This window comes from Pseudomonas sp. AC211 (genome assembly GCF_979258055.1).
The window spans coordinates 1,077,093-1,101,976 of record NZ_OZ409830.1 but is presented as its reverse complement, the minus strand read 5'-3'; the positions used below and the strand labels follow the sequence as shown (position 1 = coordinate 1,101,976).

19 protein-coding genes and 1 pseudogene are annotated in these 24,884 nt (G+C 61.0%); 9 read left to right on the top strand and 11 right to left on the bottom strand.

Annotation, left to right across the window (positions count from 1 at the left end):
• Positions 1-217: 217 nt before the first annotated feature.
• A pseudogene (locus tag ACZZZP_RS05295) lies at positions 218-1,770 on the bottom strand (sigma-54-dependent transcriptional regulator).
• A gap of 276 nt (positions 1,771-2,046) precedes the next feature.
• Here ACZZZP_RS05295 and phhA point away from each other — a divergent pair.
• The 3 genes from phhA to ACZZZP_RS05280 are packed head-to-tail and all read left to right on the top strand — an operon-like array spanning position 2,047 to position 4,403.
• On the top strand, positions 2,047-2,832 hold the full coding sequence (gene phhA, locus ACZZZP_RS05290) for a phenylalanine 4-monooxygenase (RefSeq protein WP_463382038.1): 786 nt from the start codon (positions 2,047-2,049) through the stop codon (positions 2,830-2,832).
• Positions 2,833-2,853: 21 nt separating this feature from the next.
• The gene (locus ACZZZP_RS05285; RefSeq protein WP_463382037.1) at positions 2,854-3,210 is read left to right on the top strand and encodes a 4a-hydroxytetrahydrobiopterin dehydratase; all 357 of its coding nucleotides are present in this window, start codon (positions 2,854-2,856) and stop codon (positions 3,208-3,210) included.
• Positions 3,207-4,403, top strand: coding sequence for an amino acid aminotransferase (locus tag ACZZZP_RS05280; RefSeq protein WP_463382036.1), 1,197 nt, complete (start codon positions 3,207-3,209; stop codon positions 4,401-4,403). The genes ACZZZP_RS05285 and ACZZZP_RS05280 overlap by 4 nt, the downstream gene beginning before the upstream one ends.
• An 89-nt stretch (positions 4,404-4,492) precedes the next feature.
• Here the strand turns inward: ACZZZP_RS05280 and arfB are convergent, their stop codons facing one another.
• The 10 genes from arfB to ACZZZP_RS05230 all read right to left on the bottom strand — a co-directional run bounded on the left by arfB (position 4,493) and on the right by ACZZZP_RS05230 (position 17,512).
• Positions 4,493-4,921 carry an alternative ribosome rescue aminoacyl-tRNA hydrolase ArfB gene (gene arfB, locus ACZZZP_RS05275; RefSeq protein WP_463536332.1) on the bottom strand — a complete coding sequence of 143 codons (429 nt, stop codon included), beginning with the start codon at positions 4,919-4,921 and terminating at the stop codon, positions 4,493-4,495.
• Between the two features lie 31 nt (positions 4,922-4,952).
• The gene (locus ACZZZP_RS05270) at positions 4,953-6,362 is read right to left on the bottom strand and encodes an amino acid permease (protein WP_463382035.1); all 1,410 of its coding nucleotides are present in this window, start codon (positions 6,360-6,362) and stop codon (positions 4,953-4,955) included.
• Between the two features lie 117 nt (positions 6,363-6,479).
• The gene (gene maiA / locus ACZZZP_RS05265; RefSeq protein WP_463382034.1) at positions 6,480-7,130 is read right to left on the bottom strand and encodes a maleylacetoacetate isomerase; all 651 of its coding nucleotides are present in this window, start codon (positions 7,128-7,130) and stop codon (positions 6,480-6,482) included.
• Positions 7,131-7,133: 3 nt separating this feature from the next.
• Positions 7,134-8,117, bottom strand: a complete 984-nt coding sequence (locus tag ACZZZP_RS05260) for a fumarylacetoacetate hydrolase family protein (protein WP_463382033.1) — start codon at positions 8,115-8,117, stop codon at positions 7,134-7,136.
• 114 nt (positions 8,118-8,231) lie between these two features.
• A complete protein-coding gene (locus ACZZZP_RS05255) occupies positions 8,232-9,383 on the bottom strand; it encodes a homogentisate 1,2-dioxygenase (RefSeq protein ID WP_463382032.1) in 1,152 nt (383 codons plus the stop codon).
• A 16-nt stretch (positions 9,384-9,399) separates the two neighbouring features.
• Positions 9,400-10,497 (bottom strand): 4-hydroxyphenylpyruvate dioxygenase, encoded by a 1,098-nt coding sequence (gene hppD, locus ACZZZP_RS05250; protein ID WP_463536331.1) that lies wholly within the window; start codon positions 10,495-10,497, stop codon positions 9,400-9,402.
• A 487-nt stretch (positions 10,498-10,984) separates the two neighbouring features.
• Positions 10,985-13,393, bottom strand: coding sequence for an EAL domain-containing protein (locus ACZZZP_RS05245; protein WP_463382030.1), 2,409 nt, complete (start codon positions 13,391-13,393; stop codon positions 10,985-10,987).
• A 178-nt stretch (positions 13,394-13,571) separates the two neighbouring features.
• Entirely contained in the window at positions 13,572-14,894 is a 1,323-nt protein-coding gene (locus ACZZZP_RS05240; protein WP_463382029.1) for an NAD(P)/FAD-dependent oxidoreductase, read from the bottom strand.
• A gap of 127 nt (positions 14,895-15,021) precedes the next feature.
• Complete coding sequence (locus tag ACZZZP_RS05235) at positions 15,022-16,113, bottom strand: polyamine ABC transporter substrate-binding protein (protein ID WP_463382028.1); 1,092 nt, start codon at positions 16,111-16,113, stop codon at positions 15,022-15,024.
• A gap of 40 nt (positions 16,114-16,153) precedes the next feature.
• The gene (locus tag ACZZZP_RS05230) at positions 16,154-17,512 is read right to left on the bottom strand and encodes a glutamine synthetase family protein (protein WP_463382027.1); all 1,359 of its coding nucleotides are present in this window, start codon (positions 17,510-17,512) and stop codon (positions 16,154-16,156) included.
• A gap of 212 nt (positions 17,513-17,724) precedes the next feature.
• On the opposite strand from ACZZZP_RS05230, the gene ACZZZP_RS05225 reads away from it, so the two are divergent.
• The 6 genes from ACZZZP_RS05225 (at position 17,725) to ACZZZP_RS05200 (ending at position 24,832) form a co-directional block, all read left to right on the top strand.
• Positions 17,725-18,609 carry a helix-turn-helix domain-containing protein gene (locus ACZZZP_RS05225; protein ID WP_463382026.1) on the top strand — a complete coding sequence of 295 codons (885 nt, stop codon included), beginning with the start codon at positions 17,725-17,727 and terminating at the stop codon, positions 18,607-18,609.
• A 1,208-nt stretch (positions 18,610-19,817) separates the two neighbouring features.
• Positions 19,818-20,393 carry a transcription/translation regulatory transformer protein RfaH gene (gene rfaH, locus ACZZZP_RS05220; protein ID WP_463536330.1) on the top strand — a complete coding sequence of 192 codons (576 nt, stop codon included), beginning with the start codon at positions 19,818-19,820 and terminating at the stop codon, positions 20,391-20,393.
• 136 nt (positions 20,394-20,529) lie between these two features.
• A complete protein-coding gene (locus ACZZZP_RS05215) occupies positions 20,530-20,730 on the top strand; it encodes a hypothetical protein (RefSeq protein WP_463382025.1) in 201 nt (66 codons plus the stop codon).
• Between the two features lie 113 nt (positions 20,731-20,843).
• Entirely contained in the window at positions 20,844-22,004 is a 1,161-nt protein-coding gene (locus ACZZZP_RS05210) for an outer membrane beta-barrel protein (protein ID WP_463382024.1), read from the top strand.
• A gap of 126 nt (positions 22,005-22,130) precedes the next feature.
• A complete protein-coding gene (locus ACZZZP_RS05205; protein WP_463536329.1) occupies positions 22,131-22,562 on the top strand; it encodes a polysaccharide biosynthesis/export family protein in 432 nt (143 codons plus the stop codon).
• Positions 22,562-24,832 carry a GumC family protein gene (locus tag ACZZZP_RS05200; protein WP_463536328.1) on the top strand — a complete coding sequence of 757 codons (2,271 nt, stop codon included), beginning with the start codon at positions 22,562-22,564 and terminating at the stop codon, positions 24,830-24,832. Before ACZZZP_RS05205 ends, ACZZZP_RS05200 begins: the two co-directional genes overlap by 1 nt.
• Positions 24,833-24,884 lie beyond the last annotated feature (52 nt).

Sequence of the window (24,884 nt, the reverse complement as noted above, 5' to 3'; positions counted from 1 at the left end):
CGTTGTTTTTGTATGGCGCCTTTTGTAGCCCTCCCCTCCCGGCTGGGCCATTCGACCATGGTCTTACCGGGCGCGTGAACCACAGCCGAGAACCCGCTCCCCTCACCCTAACCCTCTCCCCTCTGGGGCGAGGGGACTGAACGAGGTGGCATGACAAATTGCGGTAAGGCTCCCCTCTCCCGCTTGCGGGAGAGGGGCTGGGGGTGAGGGCCGATGTTTACTCCTTACCCAACCCATACTGCCGCAGCTTGTTGGCAATGGTGGTATGCGAAACCCCCAACCGCTTGCCCAGTTGCCGGCTACTCGGATGCTCGTGATACAGCCGCTCCAGCACCGCCTGTTCAAAGCGCCCGAGGATCGCGTCCAGCCCGCCTTCCAGGGAAAAGTCGCCCAGCGGCTGCGGCGCGCCGTAATCCGGCAGGCGGATATGGTCGGCCTTCACCACAGCGCCGTCGCACAACGACACCGCCTGAAACAGCACGTTTTCCAGCTGCCGCACGTTGCCCGGCCAGTGGTAGTGATTGAGGCGCTCGAAGGCCGGCGCCGCAAGGGTCGGCAGCGGGCAGCCGATTTGCCGGCTGGCCTGGTCGAGGAAGTGTTCAACCAGCGGCATCAGCCCATCCAGGCATTCGCGCAGGGGCGGAATGTGCAGGCTCAGGACGTTCAGGCGGTGGTACAGGTCTTGGCGGAATTCGCCTTTGGCGCACAGCTCCGACAAGTCCACCTGAGTGGCGCAGATCACCCGCACGTCGAGGTACACCTCTTCGTCGCTGCCGACGCGGCGGAAGCAGCCGTCTTGCAGAAAGCGCAGCAGTTTGGCTTGCAGGCGCGGGCTCATTTCGCCGACGCCGTCGAGAAACAGCGTGCCGCCCGCCGTCAGTTCCAGCAGGCCAAGCTTGCCTTCGGGGCGCGCACCTTCGAACGCGCCGGGGCCGTAGCCGAACAGCTCGGTTTCGGCCATCGACTCGGGCAAGCCCGCGCAGTTGAGCGCCATAAACGGTGACTGGCCGCGCGGGCTGGCCAGGTGGCAAGCGCGAGCCAGCAGTTCCTTGCCGGTGCCGGTTTCACCCTCGATAAGCAAGGGGCATCAAGCGGCGCCATGCGCCGGGCTTCGCGCACCACGGCGGCGAGCACCCGCGAGCTTTGGAAAATGCTGTCGAAGCCGCGAAGTTCCTGTTTGCGCACATGGTAGATGCGCTCGCCTACGCGGTCGGCGCGGTGCAGGGTGAGCACAGCGCCCGCCATGGCGTCGCTTTCTTCATGCTCGGTTTGCAGCGGCGCGATGTCGGCGAGGAATACGTCGCCTTTGATCTTCACGCGCAGGCCGTTGATGCGCGATTTGTTGGCGCGCACCAGCTCCGGCAAGTCGAAGTCTTCGGCGTAGCGCGACAGCGGCATGCCCGGCACTTCATCAACGCGCACGCCCAGCAACTGCGCCGCCGCCCGGTTTGCCGCGACGATAGAGCCGGCCATGTCGATCGACAGCACGGGAAACTCCAGCGCTCCCAGCAATGCGTTCAATTCCAGGTGCCGCCGCTCACTCGGCATCAGCCCCACGCGCTTGACGCCGAACACACCGCCAATCGCCTCGAACTTAGGTCGCAGGGATTGGAATTGCAGGTTGATCAGGTTCGGGCAATGCAGGTAGATGGCGTTGCCCTGCTCACCGCCGACCTCGCCGCGCGCGACGTTGATGCCGTACTCGACGAGCAGATTGAGGATGTCGCGAAGAATGCCAATCCGGTTCTGGCAATGGACTTTGATACGCATGGCGGGCTCATTGTTGTTGTTCTGATAGGCGCTGCTATCACCGTCGCCATCAGGAAAATCTGACGACGCGGCGGAATTTTCGTAAAGGATAGTTTACGAATTAGCGCGCCAGCAATACGAGGCCTCGCCGCTTTCGCCTGCTTGTCATCATTTCTTTACGGTTTTTGCACGCCGTCATCACACCGGACTGCCTAGGCCCAGCTGAAATCAGGCGCGCCGCAGGTTATCTCTAGCCCCACAAGCGGTCGTCAATAACAACAATGAAGAGAGGCAGCGATGAAGCAGTCGCACTACGTGGCACGCGAGCCGGACAGCAATGGGTTTATCGATTACCCCGATGCCGAGCATGAAGTCTGGAACACCTTGATTACGCGGCAGCTGAAACTGGTCGAAGGCCGCGCCTGCCAGGAATACCTCGACGGCATCGAGCAATTGGCCCTGCCCCATGAGCGCATTCCGCAGTTGGGCGAGATCAACCGCGTGCTGGGCGCGACCACGGGCTGGCAAGTGGCGCGGGTGCCGGCGCTGATTCCCTTCCAGACGTTCTTCGAACTACTCGCCAGCAAGCAATTTCCGGTCGCCACGTTTATTCGCACGCCCGAAGAACTCGACTACCTGCAAGAGCCGGACATTTTCCACGAGGTGTTCGGCCACTGCCCGCTGCTGACTAACCCGTGGTTCGCGGAATTCACCCACACCTACGGCAAGCTGGGCCTCAAGGCCAGCAAAGAGCAGCGCGTGTTTCTTGCCCGTTTGTACTGGATGACCATCGAATTCGGCTTGGTCGACACGCCACACGGCCGGAGGATTTATGGCGGCGGCATTCTTTCTTCGCCGAAGGAAACCCTCTATAGCTTGTCCGATGCACCGGAGCATCAGGCCTTCGACCCGCTGGACGCCATGCGCACGCCGTACCGGATCGACATCCTGCAACCGCTGTATTTCGTGCTGCCCGACCTCAAGCGCCTGTTCGACCTCGCCCATGAAGACCTCATGGCCATGGTTGCCCAAGCCGCCCAATTGGGCCTGCACCCCGCAAAATTTCCGCCAAAAGCGGCCTGACTTTTCTGACTGGAGCCTCCGATGACTGCCCTGAACCAAGCCCACTGCGAAGCCTGCAAAGCCGATGCGCCAAAAGTGTCGGATGACGAACTGGCCGCGCTGATCAAGGAAATACCGGACTGGAACATCGAAGTGCGCGACGGCGTGCTGCAACTGGAAAAACGCTACGACTTCAAAAACTTCAAACACGCCCTGGCCTTCACCAACGCCGTCGGCGAAATCGCCGAAGCCGAGGGCCATCATCCTGGCCTGCTCACCGAATGGGGCAAAGTCACCGTCACCTGGTGGAGCCATTCGATTAAAGGCCTGCACCGCAACGACTTCATCATGGCGGCACGCACCGATCAGGTGGCCAAGACGGCGGAAGGCGTGAAGTGAGCCATTTCGACACGGTGAAACGCGTGCCCGGCGACCCGATTCTCGGGCTGATCGACGCGTACCGCAGCGACAGCAACCCGCACAAAATCGACCTTGGCGTGGGCGTGTACAAAGATCCCCACGGCAACACGCCGATTCTGCCCTCGGTGAAAATTGCCGAGCGCCACCTGGTCGACAGCGAAACCACCAAGAGCTACATCGGCGGCCATGGCGACCCGCTGTTCACCCAGCATTTGGCGCGCCTGGTTCTGGGCGCCGACTCGCCGTTGCTGACCGGCAACCGCGCTGGCGCCACGCAAACTCCAGGCGGCACCGGCGCGTTGCGCCTGGCCGGCGACTTTATTCGCCATTGCCTGCCGGGGCGCAGCATTTGGCTGAGCGATCCGACGTGGCCGATTCACGAAACGCTGTTCGCGGCGGCTGGGCTGGCGGTGCATCACTATCCGTATGTCGACGCCGACAATCGCCTGGCCTTCGACGCCATGCTCGCCGCGCTGCAGCAAATTCCGCGCGGCGATGTGGTGTTGCTGCACGCCTGCTGCCACAACCCCAGCGGCTTCGACCTGGATCAGGGGCAATGGAGTCAGGTGCTGGACGTGGTGCGCGCGCGCGAGCTGCTGCCGCTGATCGACTTCGCCTACCAGGGTTTCGCCGAAGGCCTGGAAGCGGACGCCTGGGCCGTGCGCCTGTTCGCGGCTGAATTGCCGGAGGTGCTGATCACCAGTTCGTGCTCGAAAAACTTCGGCCTGTACCGCGAACGCACCGGTGCGCTGGTGGTGGTGAGCGCCACCCCGGATTCACTCACCGACGTGCGCAGCCAACTGGCAGCCATCGCGCGCAACTTGTGGTCCACCCCGCCCGCCCATGGCGCGGCGGTGGTGGCGCAGATTCTGGCGGATGAGGGTTTGCGCTTGACCTGGCAGGCGGAGGTCGAGGCCATGCGTGTGCGCATTGCCGAGTTGCGTCAGGGTTTGCTGGCGGCGTTGCAGCCGTATGGTTTGGCCGAACGTTTCGCCCATATCGGCAGCCAGCGCGGGATGTTTTCGTATACCGGGTTGAGTGCCGAGCAGGTGAGGCGACTGCGCGATGAGCACAGCGTGTACATGGTCAGTTCGGGGCGTGCGAACGTGGCGGGGATTGATGAGCGGCGGCTGGGTTATCTGGCGGCGGCAATTGCCAAGGTGAGTGGTTGATCGCGACGTTCTTTGTTTGCAGGAATCGAGGCTGAAGCCTCTCCCACAGGTACTGCGCAATCTGTAGGAGAGGCTTCAGCCTCGAGCCTTTAAAGCCGACTTACCTCAAAACTCCACCTTCCCCTCCCCGCCTTGATCGCCCCACGCTGACTCTTGCCCTCCAGCCGCCGCTTCTTCGAGCCCAACGTCGGCTTGGTCGGCCGGCGTTTTTTCTCGACTTTACTGGCGGCCAGAATCAGCTCTTTCAGGCGTTCAAGCGCATCGGCGCGGTTCTGTTCCTGGGTTCGGTATTGCTGCGCCTTGATTACCACCACGCCATCGCTGGTGATGCGGCTGTCGCGCCATTGCAGCAGCCGCTCTTTGTAGAACGGCGGCAGCGACGAGGCGTTGATGTCGAAGCGCAGGTGCATGGCGCTGGAGACTTTATTCACGTTCTGCCCACCGGCGCCCTGAGCGCGAATGGCGCTCAGCTCAATTTCGGCGTCGGGTAGGTGCACGTTGTTGGAAATCTCCAGCATTGGACGTTCGCTCTTTTGCTTTTTGCAGGGGTCAGTCTGTGGCGACTTGCAGCGCGGCAGTGCGTGCCCGCGACAGCTTCAATCGGTAGCACGCCCACATGATGACCAGCCACACCGGAATCGCGTACACCGACACCTGAATGCCCGGAATCAGCAGCATCACGCCGAGAATAAACAACACGAACACCAGGCACAGGTAGTTGCCGTAGGGGAACAGCAAGGCGCGGAAGGCGGTGCGTACACCGTCTTGTTCCATGCGTTGGCGGAATTTCAGGTGCGAGTAACTGATCATCGCCCAGTTGATCACCAGGGCCGCCACCACCAGCGACATCAACAGTTCCAGGGCGTTCTGCGGCACCACGTAGTTCACCACCACAGCTAGAACGGTAACCAGCGCCGAGAGCAGCAAGGCGTTTACCGGTACGCCGCGTTTATCCACTTTGGCGAATACTTTGGGCGCGTCACCCTGCTCCGCCAGGCCCAGCAACATGCGGCCGTTGCAGTAGGTGCCGCTGTTGTAAACCGACACCGCCGCCGTCAGCACCACAAAGTTAAGCAAGTGCGCGGCGGTGTTGCTGCCCAGCAGCGAGAACACCTGCACAAACGGGCTGCCGCTGTACGGGTCGCCGGCGCTGTTGATGTGTTCAAGCAACAGATTCCAAGGCGTCAGCGACAGCAGCACGACCAGCGCGCCGACGTAGAAGATCAGGATGCGGTAGATGACCTGGTTGATTGCTTTGGGAATCACGCTTTTCGGCTGATCCGCTTCGGCAGCGGTGAAGCCGAGCATTTCCAGGCCACCGAAGGAAAACATGATAAAGGCCATGGCCATGACCAAGCCGCTGATGCCGTTGGGGAAGAATCCGCCGTGGGCCCACAGGTTGCTGACCATCGCCTGCTCACCGCCAGCGCCGCTGACCAGCAAGTAGCAGCCCAGGGCGATCATGCCGACGATGGCCACCACCTTGATCATGGCGAACCAGAATTCCGCCTCGCCGAAGAGTTTTACGTTGGCCAGGTTGATGGCATTCACCAGTACGAAGAACACGGCCGCCGACACCCAAGTCGGAATTTCCGGCCACCAGTAGTGAATGTATTTGCCGACGGCAGTGAGCTCGGACATGCCCACCAGAATGTACAGAACCCAGCAGTTCCAGCCGGACAGAAAGCCGGCGAAACCGCCCCAGTATTTATGTGCGAAGTGACTGAACGACCCGGCTACCGGCTCTTCGACGATCATTTCGCCGAGCTGGCGCATGATCAAAAAGGCGATAAAGCCGCAAATGGCATAGCCGAGAATCATCGACGGCCCGGCGCTTTTCAGCACCCCGGCCGAGCCCAGGAAAAGCCCGGTGCCGATGGCGCCGCCTAAGGCGATCAATTGGATGTGGCGATTTTTCAGGCCGCGTTTGAGCTGGCCGGAGGTCTGACTGTCGTGCATGTAACGTCACCTACTTGTTTTTATCTGTGACGGGATCGGACCCGCCGCGCTTGTGGCACGGCGGAATTCAGCAAGGCGGGCGCGCGGCCTTGGTGTGGTCGGCGCGCCCCTTTACACCTACAACAGCGGGGGAGCGTCGGGCTGCACCTCCGGCGTCGCATTGGCAAATGCTTCAAGGGAATTGCAGCGCTCGACTACAGCGAGAATGCGTGGGTACGCATGGAGGTCACAGTTAAAACGGCGGGCATTGTACACCTGCGGCACCAGGCAAACCTCCAGCAAACCCGGCCGCTCGCCCATCGACAGTTCGCTCGGCATTCGCTGCAGGTTCTGTTCAACCGCCGCCAAGCCGCTATCGACCCAGTGCCGGTACCACGCGTCCTTGGCCGCCGCCTCTATGCCCAACGTTCCGCTTAGGTACTGCAACACGCGCAAGTTGTTCAACGGGTGGATATCACAGGCGATATGCAGCGCCACGCTGCGAATTTGCGCACGCAGGCTTGGGTCGCGGGGCAGCAGCGCCGGTTGCGGGTAGCACTCTTCGAGGTATTCGAGAATGGCCATGGACTGCGCGATGCGCGTGTCGCCATCCACCAGCAGTGGCAACAACCCTTGCGGGTTCAGCGCTTTGTAGTCGGCGCTGTGCTGCTGGCCGCCGTCTTTAACCAAATGCACCGGCACCGACTGGTACGCCAGGCCTTTAAGGTTCAGCGCGATGCGTACCCGGTACGCCGCACTGGAGCGCCAGTAGTCATAGAGCGTCAGCATGGCTCAGCCTCGGTACGCAGTGACCACTTGGTCGATGGCGCCGAAAATGCTCTGCCCTGCCGCGTCGAACATCTCGATGCGCACCCGGTCGCCAAAGCGCAGGAACGGGGTTTTTGCCTCGCCGTGTTCGACGATTTCCAACATGCGCTTCTCAGCCAGGCAACTTGAGCCGGCGCTGCGGTCATAGTTCGACACGGTGCCCGAGCCGACGATGCTGCCCGCGCCCAGCGCGCGGGTTTTCGCCGCGTGAGCCAGCAGCGTCGGGAAGTTGAAGGTCATGTCGGTGCCGGCGTCGGGCTGGCCGAACAGCTCGCCGTTGATGTGCGAGGTCAGCGGCCGGTGCACCTTGCCGTCGCGCCAGCTTTCGCCAAGCTCGTCCGGGGTAATGGCCACCGGCGAGAAACTCGACGACGGTTTGCTTTGGTAAAAACCGAAACCCTTGGCCAGTTCGCCGGGAATCAGGTTACGCAGCGACACATCGTTAACCAGCATCAGCAATTGGATATGCGCGCCCGCCTCGGCCGCCGACACGCCCATGGGCACGTCGTCGGTGACCACGGCGATTTCCGCTTCGAGGTCGATGCCCCAGGCTTCGTCCGCCATCAGAATCGGGCTATGGGGCGCGATAAAGGTATCGGCGCCGCCTTGGTACATCAGCGGGTCGTGCCAGAAGCTTTCCGGCATTTCAGCGCCACGGGCTTTGCGCACCAGCTCCACGTGATTGACGTAGGCGCTGCCGTCGGCCCAGTGATACGCACGGGGCAATGGGCTGGCGCAGGCGCTCTGGTCGAAGGCAAAGGCCTCGCCTTCCAGGCCATCGTTCAGGCGCTGGTACACCGCTTCGAGTTTCGGGCGGGCGGTGGCCCAGTTGTCGAGCGCCGCTTGCAGGGTGGCGGCAATGCTTGGGACTTTGACGGCGCGGATCAGGTCGCGGGAAACGACGATGAGTTGGCCGTCACGGCCGGTGTTCAGGGATGCGAGTTTCATCTCAGGATTCCAAATAAGGGTGCCGGTTCGCGCGGCTGTTGTAGGAGCCAGCTTGCTGGCGAAGCGGGTGCACAAAGGGCTTCGCCAGCAAGCTGGCTTTTACGAAAGTGGGCGTCAGGGAGCAGCGTCAGTCGGTTTCCCCGGCGCCCGCCACGAATCCACATACGCCGCCACATCCACCGCCGCCGCGGCTTCGCCAATTTCCAGGCCACGCCGTGTGTCGATCATCACCGCCACTTCCTCGACAAAGGTCGCCGGGCTTTCCTGGCTCTTTTTCAGGGCCTTGGGGTGTGGACCGTGGGGGAAGCCGCAGGGGTGCAGCGTGACCATCCCGGCCTCGATGTTGTCGCGGCTGAAGAAGTTGCCGCGGTGGTAAAACAGCACTTCGTCGTAGTCGTCGTTGTTGTGATAGAACGGCACTTTCAACGCGCCAGGGTCGCTTTCCACCGGGCGCGGCGTGAAGGTGCAGACCACAAAACCATTGGCCACGAAGGTGGTGTGCGCCGACGGCGGCAGGTGGTAGCGGTGGCTCATGACCGGGCGAATGTCACGCCAGTTCAGGCGCACCACGGTGTTGTCGCCGTGCCAGCCGACCACGTCCAGCGGGTTGTACGGGTAGGTCACGGTGCTGATCTGGTTGCGCCGCTTGATGCGGATTTGCCAGGTGTTTTCGTCTTGCTGGGCTTTGAACGCGTCGTCCAGATGCGGGTGGTCGAGCACGGCGGGGTCGAAGATGGCGTGTGGGCCCAACAGGCCTTTGTCGGGCAACTGATAGGCGCCGTCGGTGTTTTCGATCAGCAGCATAAATGTCGGCTCGCTGGCCTCGATGCGCCAGGCGGTGCCGCGTGGCACCACCAGGTAATCGCCGTCGCGGTACTGCAAGTGGCCGAAGTCGCAGTAGAAATGGCCGCTGCCTTCGTGCACGAACAGCAGCTCATCGCCGTCGCTGTTGCGCACCAGATGGCGCATGGCGCCGTTGCATTTCCACACGCGAATGCGCACGTCGCTGTTGTGCAGCGCCAGCGGCGCGGCGAGCGGGCAATCGCTTTCGCTCGGCACTCGATTCAGGTCGAACGCATGGGGGCGCAGCGGGCCTTGCCAATCCACCCAGCCGGTTGGCGGATGCTTGTGGTGCAGGTGCGCGGCGGGGCCGAAAAAGCCCTCGCGGCCCATCTCACGCTCATAGGTGCCTTCGGGAAAGTCACAGTGCGCTTGCCGTGAACAGTCGCCTTCGCGCAGGGGAAACTGAATCCAGTTGCGGCTCATGGTGCAGCTCCTGTGCTTAGTCCGCTGCGATCACGCCACGGCGAACCTGATCTTCCTCAATCGACTCGAACAGCGCCTGGAAATTGCCCTCGCCGAAGCCTTGGTTGCCTTTGCGCTGGATGATTTCAAAGAAGATCGGGCCTATCACCGTATTGGTGAAAATCTGCAGCAGGATGCCGTCATCGCCCGGCGCGCCATCGATCAGCAGGTTCAGCTCTTGCAGCACGGCCGTCGGCTCGCCATGCCCGGCCACGCGGGTGTCGACCTTGGCGTAATAGGTGTCGGGGGTGGTCATGAAGTCCACACCATTGGCGCGTAGCTGGCGAACGGTGGCGTAGATGTCGTCGCTGGCCAGCGCGATGTGTTGGATGCCTTCGCCGTGGTACTCGCGAATGAACTCTTCGATTTGCGACTTATCGTCGGCCGACTCGTTGATCGGGATGCGGATCTTGCCGCACGGCGCGGTCATGGCGCGCGACAGCAGGCCAGTGAGTTTGCCTTCGATGTCGAAGTAGCGAATTTCACGGAAGTTGGCGATGCGCTCGTAGAAGCCGGACCACACGTCCATTTGCCCACGGTTGACGTTGTGGGTCAGGTGATCGATTTCCCGCAAGCCCACAGCGTTATCGTTCGGGGTGCGGCCTTCGATGTATTCGAAGTCGACGTCGTAAATGCTCTTGTCGCCGTAACGGTCAACCAGATACAGCAGCGAGCCGCCGATGCCCTCGACGCAGGGAATATTCAGCTCGCCGAAATTGGCGTGGCTGCCCACCAGCTTGGCGCCTTGCGACTGCACGTAAGCGGCGGCTTGCGCGGCGTTCTGTACCCGGAAGGCCATGGCGCAGGCGCTGGGGCCATGCTTGAGGCCGAACTCGCGCACATGGCCGGTGGGGCTGCCGTTGAGCACGAAGTTGATGTCGTTCTGCTGGAACAGAAAAACTTCCTTGGAACGGTGCTTGGCGGTTTCGGTAAAGCCCATGGCGGTGAACAGCTCACGCAGCTGCTGGATGCCTTCGGGCGTTGGCGCGGTGTATTCGACGAACTCGAAGCCGTCGGTGCCGATGGGGTTGTGGGCCTGGATTGGATCGGGTTTGAGAGCGTGCACGGCGTTCATTGCGCCTCCTGAATTGTTGTTATGGCGGTGGCCGGGGGGTGGCCGGTGGGGTTCATAACAGCGCTTGCGGGGGGCGGGAACAAGATGGGGTGGGTGGAGGTTTTGAGGGGGTTGTGGCGTGAGGTGGCAAGGATTTGATACGGGGGTGGGTTGGGTGGGTTTTGGTGAGGCGGTGCTTTGCTCCGATTCAGGGAGTTTCGTCGGGGCGATGAAGTTTGCTCCCTTCACTACTCTGGATTCCCGCCTTCGCGGGAATGACGGTGTAAGCCGAACAAAACTCGGCAATCAAACCTCCGCCATCCCCGCGCAGGCGGCGGTCCGACGATTCGGGATCCAGGCTTGCATGGCGAACCTATATATCCGCCCCGCCTGGGCCTTCGACGTCGGAGTACTTGACCGCTTTTAACCGGCCAAAAACGTAAAGAAAACCTGCCACCCCGGCCACCTTTCGTTACGTCCACCACCCAAGCGCTCGCCTTCGCCCCGCTCACCCCGGCCTGACGCCGGTACTCCACCTCACCTGCGCATCAAACGGCATCGGCTTGGCAATCGCATACCCCTGCGCGTAATCCACGCCGACCTCCGCCAGCGCTTGCATTATTTCCGCCGTCTCGACGAATTCGGCGATGGTCAGTTTGCCCATGACGTGCCCGATCTGGTTGATCGACTCAACCATGGCGCGGTCGATGGGGTCCTCGAGCATGTCTTTGACGAAGCTGCCGTCGATTTTCAGGTAGTCCACCGGCAAGTGTTTCAGGTAGCCAAACGAGGACATGCCCGCGCCGAAATCGTCCAGAGAAAAGCGGCAGCCGAGGCTTTTCAGTTCGCGGATGAAATGGATGGCGCTGGCCAGGTTGGCGATGGCGCTGGTTTCGGTAATTTCAAAACAGATTTGCTGCGGCGCGATGTTGAAGTGGCTGAGTTGCTCGCGCACAAAGCCGAGGAAGGCCTGGTCGCCAAAGGTCGGCCCCGACAGGTTGATGGCGCAGGTGGCGATCGGCTCGCTGTCCGGGTTGGCCTGTCGTTGCGCCAACACGTAAAACGCATGGCTGACCACCCAGCGGTCAATAAGCGGCATCAGGCCGTAGCGTTCGGCGGCCGGAATAAAGCGAATCGGTGGCACTAACTGGCCGTCTTCGTCGCGCAGGCGCACGAGTAGTTCCAGGTGCGCGCCGCTGCCCTGCTCCGCCGCCACCGGCGCGATCAGTTGGTAGTACAGACAAAAGCGCTGCTCTTCCAACGCCGCATGAATGCGCTGCACCCAGGCCATTTCGCCGAAGCGGTTGGACATCTCCGAGTCGTCGCTTTCATACACCTGCACGCGGTTACGGCCTTTTTCCTTGGCCATGTAGCAGGCCATGTCGGCCGAGCGCAGCGCCTCGGCAAGGGTGAGGCGCGACTGCGCCAGCATCACCAGGCCGATGCTCACGCCAATGTTGAAGTTGCGCCCGTCCCAGACGAACTGCAGGTCGTGCACGGTCATGCGCAGCAGTTCGGCAATACGTGCCGCCGGCGCGGCCGGGCAGTTTTGCAGAAGAATGCCGAACTCATCGCCACCCAGCCGCGCCAGGGTGTCGCCTTCGCGCAGGTGCTCTTGCAGCAACACGCACACTTGGCGCAACAACTGGTCGCCCGCCGCATGGCCGCAGGTGTCGTTGACCACTTTGAATTGGTCGAGGTCGAGAAACATCAGCGCGTGCTGCCCCGCCTGGGTTTCCAGGCGCAGCAAGGCGCTTTCCAGGCGTTGCTCGAATTCGCGGCGGTTGGCCAGGCCGGTTAAGGCGTCGTGGGATGCCTGCCAAGACAGGGTGTCGATGTACTGGCGTTCGCGGGTCATGTCGTGCAGCACCAGCACGGCGCCGGCAATGCGTCCGGCGATACGAATAGGCGCGCTGACCAACGCCACCGCCACCTTGCTGCCGTCCAGGCGCACCACTTGCTGGGCGTGGGCGCTGCCACCGATTTCGCCGGTCAGAATGCGTTCCACCAGCGGCGTGTCGGCTTGCTGACAGTCGCCGTCTTGCAGCTGGAACAGCGTGCCCAGCGAGCGGCCGCGGGCGTGTTCGTTGCGGCACAAAATCAGGTCTTCGGCGGCCGGGTTCATGTATTCCAGGCAGCCGCGTTCGTCCGTGCGGATCACCGCATCGCCAATCGAGGCCAGGGTGGTTTGCGCCCGCTCCTTCTCGGTTTGCAGGGCCAGCTCGAAGGTTTCGCGCTGTTGCACCAGCTTCAACGTGCGCAGGGTCGCCAGCGCGATCAACACGGCAGCGGCCAGCACATTGGCGCCCAGCAGCAAGCGCTGAATAAAGCGCGACCCCTGGCCCAGGGTGTCGGAAAACGCCTTGGCCACCGGCGTGACTTGCTGGTTGATGGCGTAGATCTGCTCGTTCCAGACCTCCACCTGTTCAGGCGTTGCGCTGCCGGTGCTGATGCTTTGGTGCATGCGCTCGCCGACGTCTTGCAGGGCGAGAATGAAACGGTCGCCGACCTGCCAATGGCCGATGGCGGTGCTCAGGTAACTGAAGTGGCGAAAGTCGCGATACAGCCAGATCAGGCCGGGAATGTCTTGCGGGTGCGTGCCGCCGCGCAGAAACCCTTCGTGGGCAGCGCGGTAGTCGGGGGTTGGCAGGTCCATGGCCAGGCGCGCGGCATGGTCGCCCAAGGGAATGGCGATGGCCGCCTGGTAGGCGCGGTAGTCGGCTTCGTCGCGGGTGTCGGCGTACAAATGCAGATAGGAAAACGCATCTTTCTGGCCTTTGGACCACAGGCTTTCGCCGGTCACATAGGCGCGCACCGACGACATCACGTCCAGGCTGAGGCCCGCCAGCGCGGCCTGCAGCACAACAATGGCGATAAAAGGCCACACCAACACGAACAGGCGACGTTTGTCCCGCATCCGAAGTGCCCCGCTCAATCCTTATGAAGCGAAAGGCCTCGGGGTCAGTGCCCGGTTCGCTCCCGCGTAGTGCCCCACTGCTGCCCGCCTTGTAGGGCGGCTTTTGCAGCATAGAAGCAAACCGCAGAAGCTGCGCAGGGCCCGGCAATCGGGCCCTGCGCACGCACACCGGTGTTGTTCAAATACCGGCAATCTCCCGCAGCCGATACCACGACATGCCCAGCGCCAACAGCGGCGTGCGCAGCAGTTTGCCGCCCGGGAATTTCATGTGCGGCACTTGCGCGAACAGGTCGAAGCCGGTGCTGTCCTGACGACAGATGGCTTCAGCGAGCAGCCGACCGGCCAGGTGAGTGGTGTTCACGCCATGCCCCGAGTAGGCCTGGGCGAAGTACACGTTGGTTTCGCCACTCAGGCGGCCAATTTGCGGCAAGCGGTTGGCGCCGATGCCGATCGTGCCGCCCCAGGCGAAGTCGATGCGGGTGTCGGCCAATTGCGGGAATACGCGGAGCATTTTCGGCCGCATATACGCGGCGATGTCCTGAGGGTCGCGCCCCGAGTAATGGCAGGCGCCGCCGAACAACAGACGGCGATCGGCAGACAAGCGGAAGTAATCGAGCCCCACGCGCTGGTCGCACAAGGCGCGGTTGCCCGGAATCAACTGCTCGGCCTGCGCTTCACTGAGTTGTTCGGTGCCGATGATGTAGCTGCCAGCGGGCAACACTTTGCCGCTGAGTTCCGGCACCAGCCCGGCCAGGTGAGCATTGCCGGCCAGCACCAGCGAGCCCGCGCGCACCAGCCCGGAGGCGGTGTGCACTTTCACTTTGGCGCCGTATTCGATGCGCTGCGCGGCGCTGTTCTCGAAAATTCGTACGCCCAGCTTGTGCGCTACGGCGGCTTCGCCAAGTGCGAGGTTAAGCGGATGCAAATGGCCTGAGCCGCTGTCGATCATGCCGCCGACAAACACCTTGGAGCCGACCACGCGCTCCATTTGGTCGGGCTCGATCAGGGTCAGCTCATGGCTGTAGCCCATGCGCTCGAGCGCCTGTTTGTCTTCGATAAACCCTTGGTAGTGCTGCGGCGTGTTGGCCAGGTCGCAGTAGCCCCAGCGCAGGTCGCATTCGATGCCGTATTTGGCGACGCGCTGGCGAACGATTTCCACCGCTTCCAGCCCCAAGCGTTCGAGCGTGGCCACGCCGTCGGTGCCGATCTGGCTGGCGAATTTCGACAAGTCGTGGCCGACGCCACGAATCAATTGCCCGCCGTTGCGACCGCTGGCGGCCCAGGCGATTTGCTTGGCTTCCAGTAGCACCACAGACAGGCCGCGTTCGGCCAATTCAATGGCGGTGTTCAAGCCGCTGAAACCGCCGCCGACGATGCACACATCGCAATCCAGCGCGCCAGTGAGCACCGGAAAGTCGATCTGTTTGTTGCGCGTGGCGTGGTAGTAGGAGGCGGTGTGGGCCGTGGGCGCGGTGCCAGGATTAGGGGAGTTCAGCGTCATACAAAGACCCGGTATTAATGTTTCCAGGAATCGAGGCTAAAGCCTCTCCCACAGCAGGCGAGAAACCACCTGTAGGAGAGGCTTCAGCCTCGATGCTCTTATTGCGCAGATGCAGCGCCGAGCGCTATTAGCGGGCGGACTTGTATTTGTTCCACGCACGGGTGGTCCAGCGCATGACGGCGGTGGTCCATTCGGACGATACGTAGAGCTTTTTCAAGACCTCGTCCGACGGGTAGATGGACGGGTTGTTGCGAATTTCCGGGTCCATCACCGCGTCGGCCGCCTGGTTGGCGTTGGCGTAGCCGACAAAGTCGCTGACTTTGCTGATCACGTCCGGCTTGAGCAGGTAGTTAATGTAGGCGTGCGCCTCGGCGATGTTTTTCGCGTCGGCGGGAATGGCCAACATGTCGAACCACAGGTTGGCGCCCTCTTTGGGCACCACGTAGGCGATGTCGATGCCGTTGCCGGCTTCCTTGGCGCGGCTCATGGCCTGGAAGGCGTCGCCCGAATAGGCGAAGGCCACGCAGATATTGCCGTTGGCCAGGTCCGCCACGTATTTCGAGGAATGGAAATAGGTGATGTACGGGCGAATGGCGTCGAGCTTTTTCTGCGCTTCCTTATAGTCTTCAAGGTTTTTGCTGCGTGGGTCTTTGCCCATGTAGTTGAGCACCGAGGGGTAAACCTCGTCTGGCGAGTCCATCAACGACACGCCACAGGCTTGCAGCTTTTTGATGTTCTCCGGCTCGAACAGCACGGCCCAGGAATCGATAGTGTCGACGCCCAGCGCCTCTTTTACTTTCTTGACGTTAAAGGCGATGCCGTTGGTGCCCCACAGGTAGGGCACGGCGTATTGATTGCCGGGATCGTTTTCTTGCAGGCGTTCGAGCAAGGCGGGGCTGAGGTTTTTCCAGTTCGGCAGCAGACTTTTGTCCAACGGCTGGAACACGCCAGCGCGGATCTGACGGCTAAGGAAGTGGTTGCTCGGCACGACGATGTCGTAACCGGTGCGCCCGGCCAGCAGCTTGCCCTCCAGGGTTTCGTTGGAGTCGAACACGTCGTACACCGGGTTGATGCCGGTCTCGGCCTTGAAGTCTTTCAAGGTGGTTTCGCCGATGTAGTCGGTCCAGTTGTAAACGTTCACCACGCCGCCGGCAGATACGCCGCCGCTGAGCAGCAATACGCTGCTCGCCAACACTGTTTTGATCAGTGACTTGCTCATTCGCCTTCCTCTAGGGTGTGTCCCTTTCAGGTTTTTGTTTTTACACGCTCAGCAACAAGAACTCGCGCTCCCACGAGCTGATGACGCGTTTGTAGTTTTCGTGTTCAGCACGCTTCACTGCCACGTACGCAGCCGGGAAACGCTGGCCCAGGTACTCCTTAACCACGGTCGATTGCTCCATGCATTCCAGGGCTTGTTCCAGCGTCAGCGGCAAGCGCAGGTTGCGGCGCTCATAACCGCGACCGACCACCGGCTCGCTCGGGTTCAGACCTTCGACCATGCCGACATAACCGCACAGCAAGCTGGCGGCCAGGGCCAGGTACGGGTTGGCGTCAGCGCCTGGCAAACGGTTTTCCACGCGCATGTTTTGCGGATCAGATTCCGGTACACGCAGGCCCACGGTGCGGTTGTCTGCGCCCCACTCCACGTTCACTGGCGCCGAGGTGTCGGGCAGGAAGCGGCGGAACGAGTTCACGTTTGGTGCGAACAGCGGCAGCGTGTCGGGGATGTACTTTTGCAAGCCGCCGATGTGGCCGAGGAACAGCGCGCTCATGCTGCCGTCGTCGTTGGCGAACACACTTTTGCCGGTGGTCAGGTCGACCACGCTCTGGTGCAAATGCATGGCGCTGCCCGGCTCGCCAGTCATCGGTTTGGCCATGAAGGTGGCGGCCACGTTATGGCGCAGTGCCGCTTCGCGCATGGTGCGTTTGAACACGAAAATCTGGTCCGCCAGATGCAGCGCGTCACCGTGACGGAAGTTGATTTCCATCTGCGCGGTGCCTTCCTCGTGAATCAGGGTATCGAGGTCCAGGCCCTGGGCTTCGCACCAGTCGTACATGTCTTCGAACAGAGGATCGAACTCGTTGGTGGCTTCGATGGAATAGCTCTGGCGGCCGGTTTCCTGGCGACCGGAACGGCCTACTGGCGGCTTCAACGGATAGTCCGGGTCGGGGCTGCGCTCGGTGAGGTAGAACTCCATTTCCGGCGCAACGATGGGCTTCCAGTTTTTCGCGGTGTACAGCGCCAACACCTTCTTGAGGATGTTGCGCGGCGACAGGTCGATGGGGTTGCCCATCTTGTCGTAGGTGTCGTGAATCACCTGAGCGGTCGGCTCCAGCGCCCATGGCACCAGGAACACGGCGTTTTCGTCGGGGCGGCAATGCATGTCGATGTCGGCGGGGTCGAGCAGGTCGTAGTAGACGTCGTCGTCGACGAAGTCGCCGGTCACTGTCTGCAACAGCACACTCTCTGGCAGGCGCATGCCCTGCTCAGCGAGAAACTTGTTGGTGGGGGAAATCTTGCCGCGGGCGATGCCGGAAAGGTCGGAGACCAGGCACTCGACTTCGGTGACTTTATTGTTATTCAGCCAAGTTTTCAGCTGTTGCAGATCGCCTTTCATAAACCCTCAGGGGAGTTGTGCTTGAAGGCGCCGATTCTGCGCGGGGCGTTCGCGGGGCATCTATCCAGTTTGCGCAACGGTGGCTGCCACTTTTTGGCGCATGTGGCGTTTAGTCGCGAAACGGCACACCTAAGCTCCGCCAACGACTAAACCAACGCCTCGGCAAGCCCGGCCATAATCGGGCGCATAACAATCTGAAAACGTGATTCGCGATGGCGATCAAGGTCTTGCAAACTCTGGACGTCGACCAGCAAAGGACGGCCATCGACGGCTGGCACCAGCACTACGCGCAGATGTCGGCGGGGCGTTTCCACGGCCGCATCGTGCATGCCCAATGCAACGGCGTGGAAGCCTACGAAGAACGGATGAACACCCGCGTCGAGCAGCATTTTCATGCGCCCGACAACGCCCTGGTGTTCAGCTTCGACATGGCCGACGGCGCCCTGTACCTGCTCAACAGCGAAACCCAGAACACCTGGATCACCCCCGAGAACTACCGCGAAGTGGCGGTGGTAATCGACCTCGACCTGATGGGCCAACCGCCCTGCCCCAACAGCCTCGACGGCCTGCTGCTGACGCCGCTGAAATCGCAGCAGAGCCAGGTGTTCAGTTCATGGTTGAGCTACGTGCTGAACAAACTTTCCGCCACGCCGGGCGCCAGTCTGGACGCCAACTTGTCGCGGCAGTTGGTGGACGACTGTTTATTCGTACTCGACTGCTCGTCGCGCTCGCTCGACCAATCGCGGCAACGGCGCCTAGCCGAAGACCGGCGCATCGTCGGCAAGGTATTCGAGCTGGCCAGCGCCTACCCGGAAGACAATTTCAACGTGCTGGAACTGGCGACCGCAGCCGGCGTGACCGTGCGCCAGTTACAGCATTCGTTCACCCAGTTCACCGGCATTACCCCCAGCGCCTGGCTGCGCCTGCGCCGACTGAACGCCGCCCACCGCGACCTGGCCCGCGCCGCGCCGGAAGAAACCACCGTGGCAGAGGTAGCGATGCGTTGGTCGTTCTGGCATTTGGGGCGCTTTTCCGAAGCGTATCGGGGGTTGTTTAACGAGATGCCCCGGTGCACGTTGCAGCGGCGTTGGAGTTGAGCCCGCAGCGCTCACGTCCCACAAAAACTCATCACCTGTAGGAGAGGCTTCAGCCTCGATGCTGTTGAACTGCTCTCGACCTGGCCAATGCCAAGATCAAAAGCTCGAGGCTGAAGCCTCTCCCACAAAAAACTCATCACCTGTAGGAGAGCTGATTACCTGTGGGAGAGGCTTTAGCCTCGATGCTTTTTCAGCCCCGGTAAATCGCAGACAACAAAAAACCCGCCGAAGCGGGTTTTTCTCAGACCATCCCAACATCCTGTCGGCAGCCACCTTGGCAATGGTCGATCGTCCCTGATCCTGAAGCACTCCCTGCGCTTCAGTGACGCGGTTAGATTAAGAAATCTCCTACATACATAAAAGGCGATATCGGAACCGCTTCTTGTAAGCCTTTCGCTATAGCGCGCTGGCGAATGGCTTACTCGCGCCCGGGCTGGAATAAACCGAGCGCTCGCTCGGGCTAAAAGTGGGCGTGTGGTTGCGCCCAGCGAATGCTCCGCAACGCCTTAAGAACGGCACTTCCCTGTTGCTGAGCAAACAGCACTACAGCAACCTGCGCCGCGCCCAGCACTTAATTCGGCGTAATCAACGCCTCGCCCGGCCGATATGCCGCCTAAAAACGTGCCAGCCGTCGCAAACCGTCCGTCTTGTCATCGTTTAGTAGCAGCCGACCCTTTTACTGCACAGCAAGGGTGCAGGAATTCAAGCGGGGGCTGAGCCCGCGCGGGCTGGAGCGGTGACTTCGCCGTCATAAATCGACCGTTGATCGGACGACCGGCTGTCATATGCCGGGAACAAAGACGAAAAAATCAATCCAACGAAAGTCGAGTCTAACGCTGACGCGGCACGGGCTCAGAGGGACATTTCCGACGCGGAAAATGGCGAATTCCGCGAGGTGTAAGGGACTTAAGACAGCGAGATGGCAGGTTGCTACCGTCGGTGCAGACGGCTTATGCTCCGCGCCCCGCTAGCCGAGGGTAAATATTTTCTGAACTTTTGAGAGAAAATAAACCTAAGGAAATCAGCTAGAAATCTCCGCTAACCCGGAGCGCCATGAAAGCGACACATAGTGTCGATACCATGAACGTAGTGTGATGGCATATTTCGTGCTTCGTGTGAATTAGGGCCTGGTTCGAGTGCGTGGTGATTCCACACACGACTCCAGTTTTATCAGCCAGCTTGATCTCGCGAAGTGGAGTGAACGGTCTATGGAAAGACTTAGCACCACCCAGCCGGCCTGGTACCTCTTGCAATGCAAGGCGCGCCAAGACAGTCGCGCTGAGGAGAATTTGCTTCGGCAGAATTACGTGACCTTCCGGCCGCAGTGGGTGACCCAACGCGTGCTGCGTGGCAAGCGCCAGGATGTGCTTGAGTCACTGTTCCCCGGCTACCTATTCATCCAGTTGAGCCATGAGGACAACTGGTCTGCGCTGCGCTCCACGCGCGGAGTCAGTCGCATCGTTAATTTCAACCACGGCCCCGCCTCGGTGACCGATCAGGTCATTGAGCATTTGCGTGCGCGCTGTTCGGGGGAAATGCCCAGCCAGCTGTTCCAGCCGGGCGACAAGTTGCAAATCATCCAAGGGCCATTGAGCACGCTGGAAGGAGTCTTCCTGGCGATGGATGGCACGGAACGCGTGATGATCCTGTTGCAGTTGTTGAGTCGTGAACAGCCTCGTTCGCGTGCCCTTGAGTCATATCAAGAGCGCGTAGAGAGGCCGGCAATAACCGTCGTACTAAATGCTCCAGCTGAACCGGCCATCGATGTGGCCGGCCACCCGTAGTGCTCGAGCAGTTTTAATCACATCAGCTAGCCGCGTTATCAAGGACCATACGTGCAACCTTGGGGCGGTAGCGTGGAAAAACGATCACTTTCATCCCGCTGGCGACCTTTGCCAGCCCGTTACAAAGGACTACTTCATGCGTGCCATTTCTGCCTGTGCCCTTCTGTTGCTCGCCCTGACTGCTGGCGTTGCGAACGCCGCCGAAACTGTGCGCTCGTCCGCAGTTTTGATCGCCGCCGACGACACCAATTCCAGCGCCAATGACGGCGCAACAGGCGCGCCAAGCGGCGGCAACGCAGGCACCGGCAGCACAGCGAAAACCGCAAGTCCGAGCTGAGCAAATGTTGATGAAACCATTTGCTATCGCCGCGCACTAAGCGAAGCGGCACAGCTCACCCGCTTACCCCTGACGCGCGCCCTGCCGCAGGCATGAACAAGCAAGGACTTCGCATGAAATCGATCCGTCGGCTCGCCATTACGCTTGCAGCCCCGACCGTAATTCCCGCCTCGGCTTGGGCATTGGAACCGCAGAGTGTCGACGTATTCGGCCTGCAGTTCACCCCGACCCTGACGATGAAAGAAAGCTACGACGACAACTTCCGCGAGCTCGAACATCACGAAGAATCGTCGTGGATCACCACTATCAAACCGGCTTTCGAGTTGCTGGCTGAAGACCGCAACAGCGCGTACCGCCTGACCTACGAAGCCGACAGCGACATTTACCACGACGCCTCCGATGCCAGTAACACCGACCACAAGGTGCTGCTCGAAAGCATCATGGAGTTCACTTCCAGCCATCGCCTGAAGCTGGAAGCCGGGTACGACAAAATCGAGGAAACCGGTGACACCGCCGTCGCCGATGAAAACGACAAGTACCACTCCACGCATGTTGGAGGCCTGTACACCTTCGGCGCCAAAACCGCCGATAACCGCCTCGACTTCGGTGCCAACTACGAAGAGCTGCGTTACGACAACAGCGGCGACATCAACGCCGATGAAGAGCGCGACACCACGGCGTTCAACACCGTGTGGTACCACCGCCTCGGCGGCTCGACCAACTCGTTGGTTGAATATCGCCACTACGACTACGACTACGTGCAAAAGAACAGCCCGCGCAACAGCACCAACGACGCCGTACTGGTCGGTGGGGTCTGGGAAGCCACGGCGAAAACCACCGGCAAGATGCGTGTGGGTTATGAGAAGAAAAACTTCGATGACAGCAGCCGCGACGACCTGACCAGCCCTATGTGGGAAATCGGCGTCGACTGGAGCCCGCGTACTTACTCCACCTTCAGCCTGACCACTCGCCGCGCCTTCGACGAAGGTGACGACGGTTCCGACGCCATCAAGAACACCAGCACCTCGCTGGCCTGGGCGCATGGTTGGACCGAGCGCATCACCTCCACTGTGCAGTACGAGTTCGGCACCAAAGACTACGAAGGTCAGGACCGCTCCGATGACCTGCAAGTGATCGGTTTCAACCTCAACTACAAGATGCGCCGCTGGCTGGATATCGGCGTTGGCTATAGCCACCGCGACAACGATTCCGACGCGGCTGAACAAAGCTTCAAACGCAACGTGTACATGGTCAGCCTGACCGGCAGCCTTTGAGCCATACCACCTTGAGCCTATCTATGATTCGCAGACTTTTTTCTCTCGCTGATTACCCTGGTCTTCTGCCAACTGGCCGTAGCCGAAACAAGTGGCGGGCAATACCAGCTCGCCTCGGGTGACGTTGTGCGCATTCAGGTTTACGGCGAGCCGGACCTGAGTTTTGAAGAAATCCGTCTGAACGATGCGGGCACGTTCACCTACCCGTTCGTAGGCCAGATCGACGCACGCGGCAAGACGCCTAACCAGATCGAAGACCTGATCGCCAACAAACTCAAAGAAGGCTATCTGAAAGACCCACGGGTGACCGTCGCAGTCGTGACGTACCGTGAGTTCTACATCAGCGGCGAAGTGCAAAAGCCTGGCGGTTATCCGTATCAGCCGGGCCTCACCCTGCAACGTGCCATTGCCCTTGCCGGCGGCCTGACGGAGCGCGCTTCGACCAAGCGCGTGACTATCGTGCGCGGCACCGGTGAAACACGTCAGGGCGAAAAAGCCACCCTCGAAACCGCCATTCTTCCTGGCGACACCATCACCATCGAGCAAGGTTTTTTCTGATGAATGATCTGCAGCGCATCACCCCAGAGCGCGTCTTGCCGTTTCGTAATCACCACGAAGACGAAGATGTCATCGACCTGAAAAAACTCGGCGAAACCCTCTGGCAGGGCAAGTGGAACATCCTCGCCTTGATTGTCATCGTCACCATGTTGGCTGTGGTCGCGGTGCTCAACCTGACGCCTCAATACCGCGCCAACTCGATCCTGCTGATCGAGGACAAGCACGCGCCGGTGTTGTCGTTCCAGCAAATTCTCGACCCCTCGGACAGCGGCAGCGAATACCTGCAAACCCAGTTGGCGCTCCTGCAATCGCGCGGCTTGGCCGAGCGTGTGGTGCGCAAGCTGAACCTGACTGACGAGCCGATGTTCGACCCGCGTCAGCACGCCGAATCGGCTTTTGCCCCGCGCGCCATTCTGGCCAAGCTCGGCGTTGGCGAACTGATTCCGGGCTTGCTGCCCGAAGAAGATCCGAACGCCGGCCCGACTGAAGAGCAAGTGTTCGACATCGTCACCCAGCGCCTGCGCGACGAAATCGAACCCGCCCTGCTCGGCAAGAGCAAGTTGATGGCCATTGGTGTTGAACTGCCGAACCCGGAGCTGGCGGCAAAAATTGCCAACGCCGTGGCCGAAGGCTTTATCGACAGCCAATTGGACGCCAGCCTGGAAACCTCGCTGGCCACCACCAACTGGATGAACTCGCGCCTGGAAGAACTGCGCAGCAAGTTGAAAACCGCTGAGGACAAACTGCAGGCGTACCGCGAACAAGAAGGGCTGGTTGACGTAGACGGTGTGGCCACCATCAGCGCCAACGAGCTGTCGATGACCGGCAACCGCATGATTGATGCCCGCCGCGCTCGCGCCGAGGCCGAAAGTCAGTACCGTCAGGTGCAGAAAATGAGCACCACCGGCGACCTGGAACGTCTGGCCAGCGTGCCTGCCGTTCTCGGCCACCCGCTGATTCAGCAATTCAAAGCCGACGTGGCCCGCGCGCAAGCCAAGGTTGAGGAAATGTCGCGCCGTTATGGCGACAAGCACCCAGCCATGGTCGGTGCCCGCTCCGAGTTGTCTGCCGCCACTGCCAGCCTGCAAGCGCAGGTGCAATTGGTGGTCGCCGGTATCGAGCGCAACTACCAACTGGCCCAGGCCAACGAGAACTCGCTGCGCTCCTCGTTCAACAACAACAAGGCACAGATTCAGGACATCTCCCGCAAGGAGTTCAAGCTGCGTGAACTGCAACGTGAAGTGGACACCAACCGTTCGCTCTACGAAACCTTCCTCACCCGCTTGAAAGAAACCGCGGCGACCTCGGACATGAACTCGGCCAACGCCCGTATCGTTGACCGCGCCATCGTGCCAACCAAGGCCAGCAAGCCACGCAAACCGTTGATCGTTTCGATTGCAGCGGTGTTGGCGGCGGTGTTGGGCATCGGTCTGACCTTGCTGTTCGAAGCCATGAACAACAGCTTCAAGAGCACCGAAGACGTCGAAAGCAAACTCAACGTGCCGGTTCTGGGTGTGGTGCCATTGGTGCCGAAGAAGAACCGTCATCAGGTCGCGCATCTGTTCGAGCAGAACGAGAACAAGGCCTTCAGCGAGTCGATACGAACGCTGCGGACCAGCCTGGTACTTACCGACCTCGACAGCCCGCGCAAAATCGTACTGGTCACCTCCTCCGTACCGGGCGAGGGCAAGAGCTCGATTGCCAGCAACCTCGCGTTCTCGGTTGCTCACATCGAAAAAGTGCTGCTGATCGACGCCGACTTGCGCCGCCCAACCATGGCCCGCAACTTCGACTTCCCGGTCGGCACACCGGGCCTGGCCAACCTGATTGCCGGTACCGCCAAGCTCGATGAATGCATTCGCACCGTGGGCAACGTCGACATGATGCCTGCCGGCATGGTGCCGCCGAATCCGCAAGAGCTGCTGTCGTCGGCACGTCTGACCAACATTCTGGAACTGCTGAAAACCCGCTACCAGCGCATCATCATCGACTCGCCACCGACCATGGCGGTGAGTGACTCGAAGCTGTTGGCCACTACCTGCGACGCGTTGATCTATGTGGTTCGCGCCGAGCACACCTCGATTCCGATGGTGCAAAAAGGCATGGGCCAGTTGCTACAAAACAACGCGCCGGTGACCGGTGTGGTGCTGAACCAAGTGGACCTGAGCAAGACCTCGAAATACGGCTACAGCTATGCCAGCTATTACGAAAACTACGGCGAAACGCCGAAAGCCTCAGCGCTGCCCTGCAGCGCTCCTGCGGCTGTTTGAGTGGCGCCCTGTTGGCCACTCGTCATTAATCCGAACCGGCGCCCGACGCCGG

Excerpts from the sequence above, each read along its gene's own strand:
- ACZZZP_RS05225 (WP_463382026.1), top strand. The coding sequence starts at position 17,725 with ATGGCGATCAAGGTCTTGCAAACTCTGGACGTCGACCAGCAAAGGACG.
- ACZZZP_RS05215 (WP_463382025.1), top strand. The coding sequence starts at position 20,530 with ATGCGTGCCATTTCTGCCTGTGCCCTTCTGTTGCTCGCCCTGACTGCT.
- ACZZZP_RS05245 (WP_463382030.1), bottom strand. The coding sequence starts at position 13,393 with ATGCGGGACAAACGTCGCCTGTTCGTGTTGGTGTGGCCTTTTATCGCC.
- maiA (WP_463382034.1), bottom strand. The coding sequence starts at position 7,130 with ATGCTGACGCTCTATGACTACTGGCGCTCCAGTGCGGCGTACCGGGTA.
- rfaH (WP_463536330.1), top strand. The coding sequence starts at position 19,818 with ATGGAAAGACTTAGCACCACCCAGCCGGCCTGGTACCTCTTGCAATGC.
- ACZZZP_RS05235 (WP_463382028.1), bottom strand. The coding sequence starts at position 16,113 with ATGAGCAAGTCACTGATCAAAACAGTGTTGGCGAGCAGCGTATTGCTG.
- ACZZZP_RS05200 (WP_463536328.1), top strand. The coding sequence starts at position 22,562 with ATGAATGATCTGCAGCGCATCACCCCAGAGCGCGTCTTGCCGTTTCGT.
- ACZZZP_RS05210 (WP_463382024.1), top strand. The coding sequence starts at position 20,844 with ATGAAATCGATCCGTCGGCTCGCCATTACGCTTGCAGCCCCGACCGTA.
- ACZZZP_RS05260 (WP_463382033.1), bottom strand. The coding sequence starts at position 8,117 with ATGAAACTCGCATCCCTGAACACCGGCCGTGACGGCCAACTCATCGTC.
- hppD (WP_463536331.1), bottom strand. The coding sequence starts at position 10,497 with ATGAACGCCGTGCACGCTCTCAAACCCGATCCAATCCAGGCCCACAAC.
- ACZZZP_RS05230 (WP_463382027.1), bottom strand. The coding sequence starts at position 17,512 with ATGAAAGGCGATCTGCAACAGCTGAAAACTTGGCTGAATAACAATAAA.
- phhA (WP_463382038.1), top strand. The coding sequence starts at position 2,047 with ATGAAGCAGTCGCACTACGTGGCACGCGAGCCGGACAGCAATGGGTTT.
- ACZZZP_RS05285 (WP_463382037.1), top strand. The coding sequence starts at position 2,854 with ATGACTGCCCTGAACCAAGCCCACTGCGAAGCCTGCAAAGCCGATGCG.
- ACZZZP_RS05255 (WP_463382032.1), bottom strand. The coding sequence starts at position 9,383 with ATGAGCCGCAACTGGATTCAGTTTCCCCTGCGCGAAGGCGACTGTTCA.
- ACZZZP_RS05240 (WP_463382029.1), bottom strand. The coding sequence starts at position 14,894 with ATGACGCTGAACTCCCCTAATCCTGGCACCGCGCCCACGGCCCACACC.
- arfB (WP_463536332.1), bottom strand. The coding sequence starts at position 4,921 with ATGCTGGAGATTTCCAACAACGTGCACCTACCCGACGCCGAAATTGAG.
- ACZZZP_RS05270 (WP_463382035.1), bottom strand. The coding sequence starts at position 6,362 with ATGCACGACAGTCAGACCTCCGGCCAGCTCAAACGCGGCCTGAAAAAT.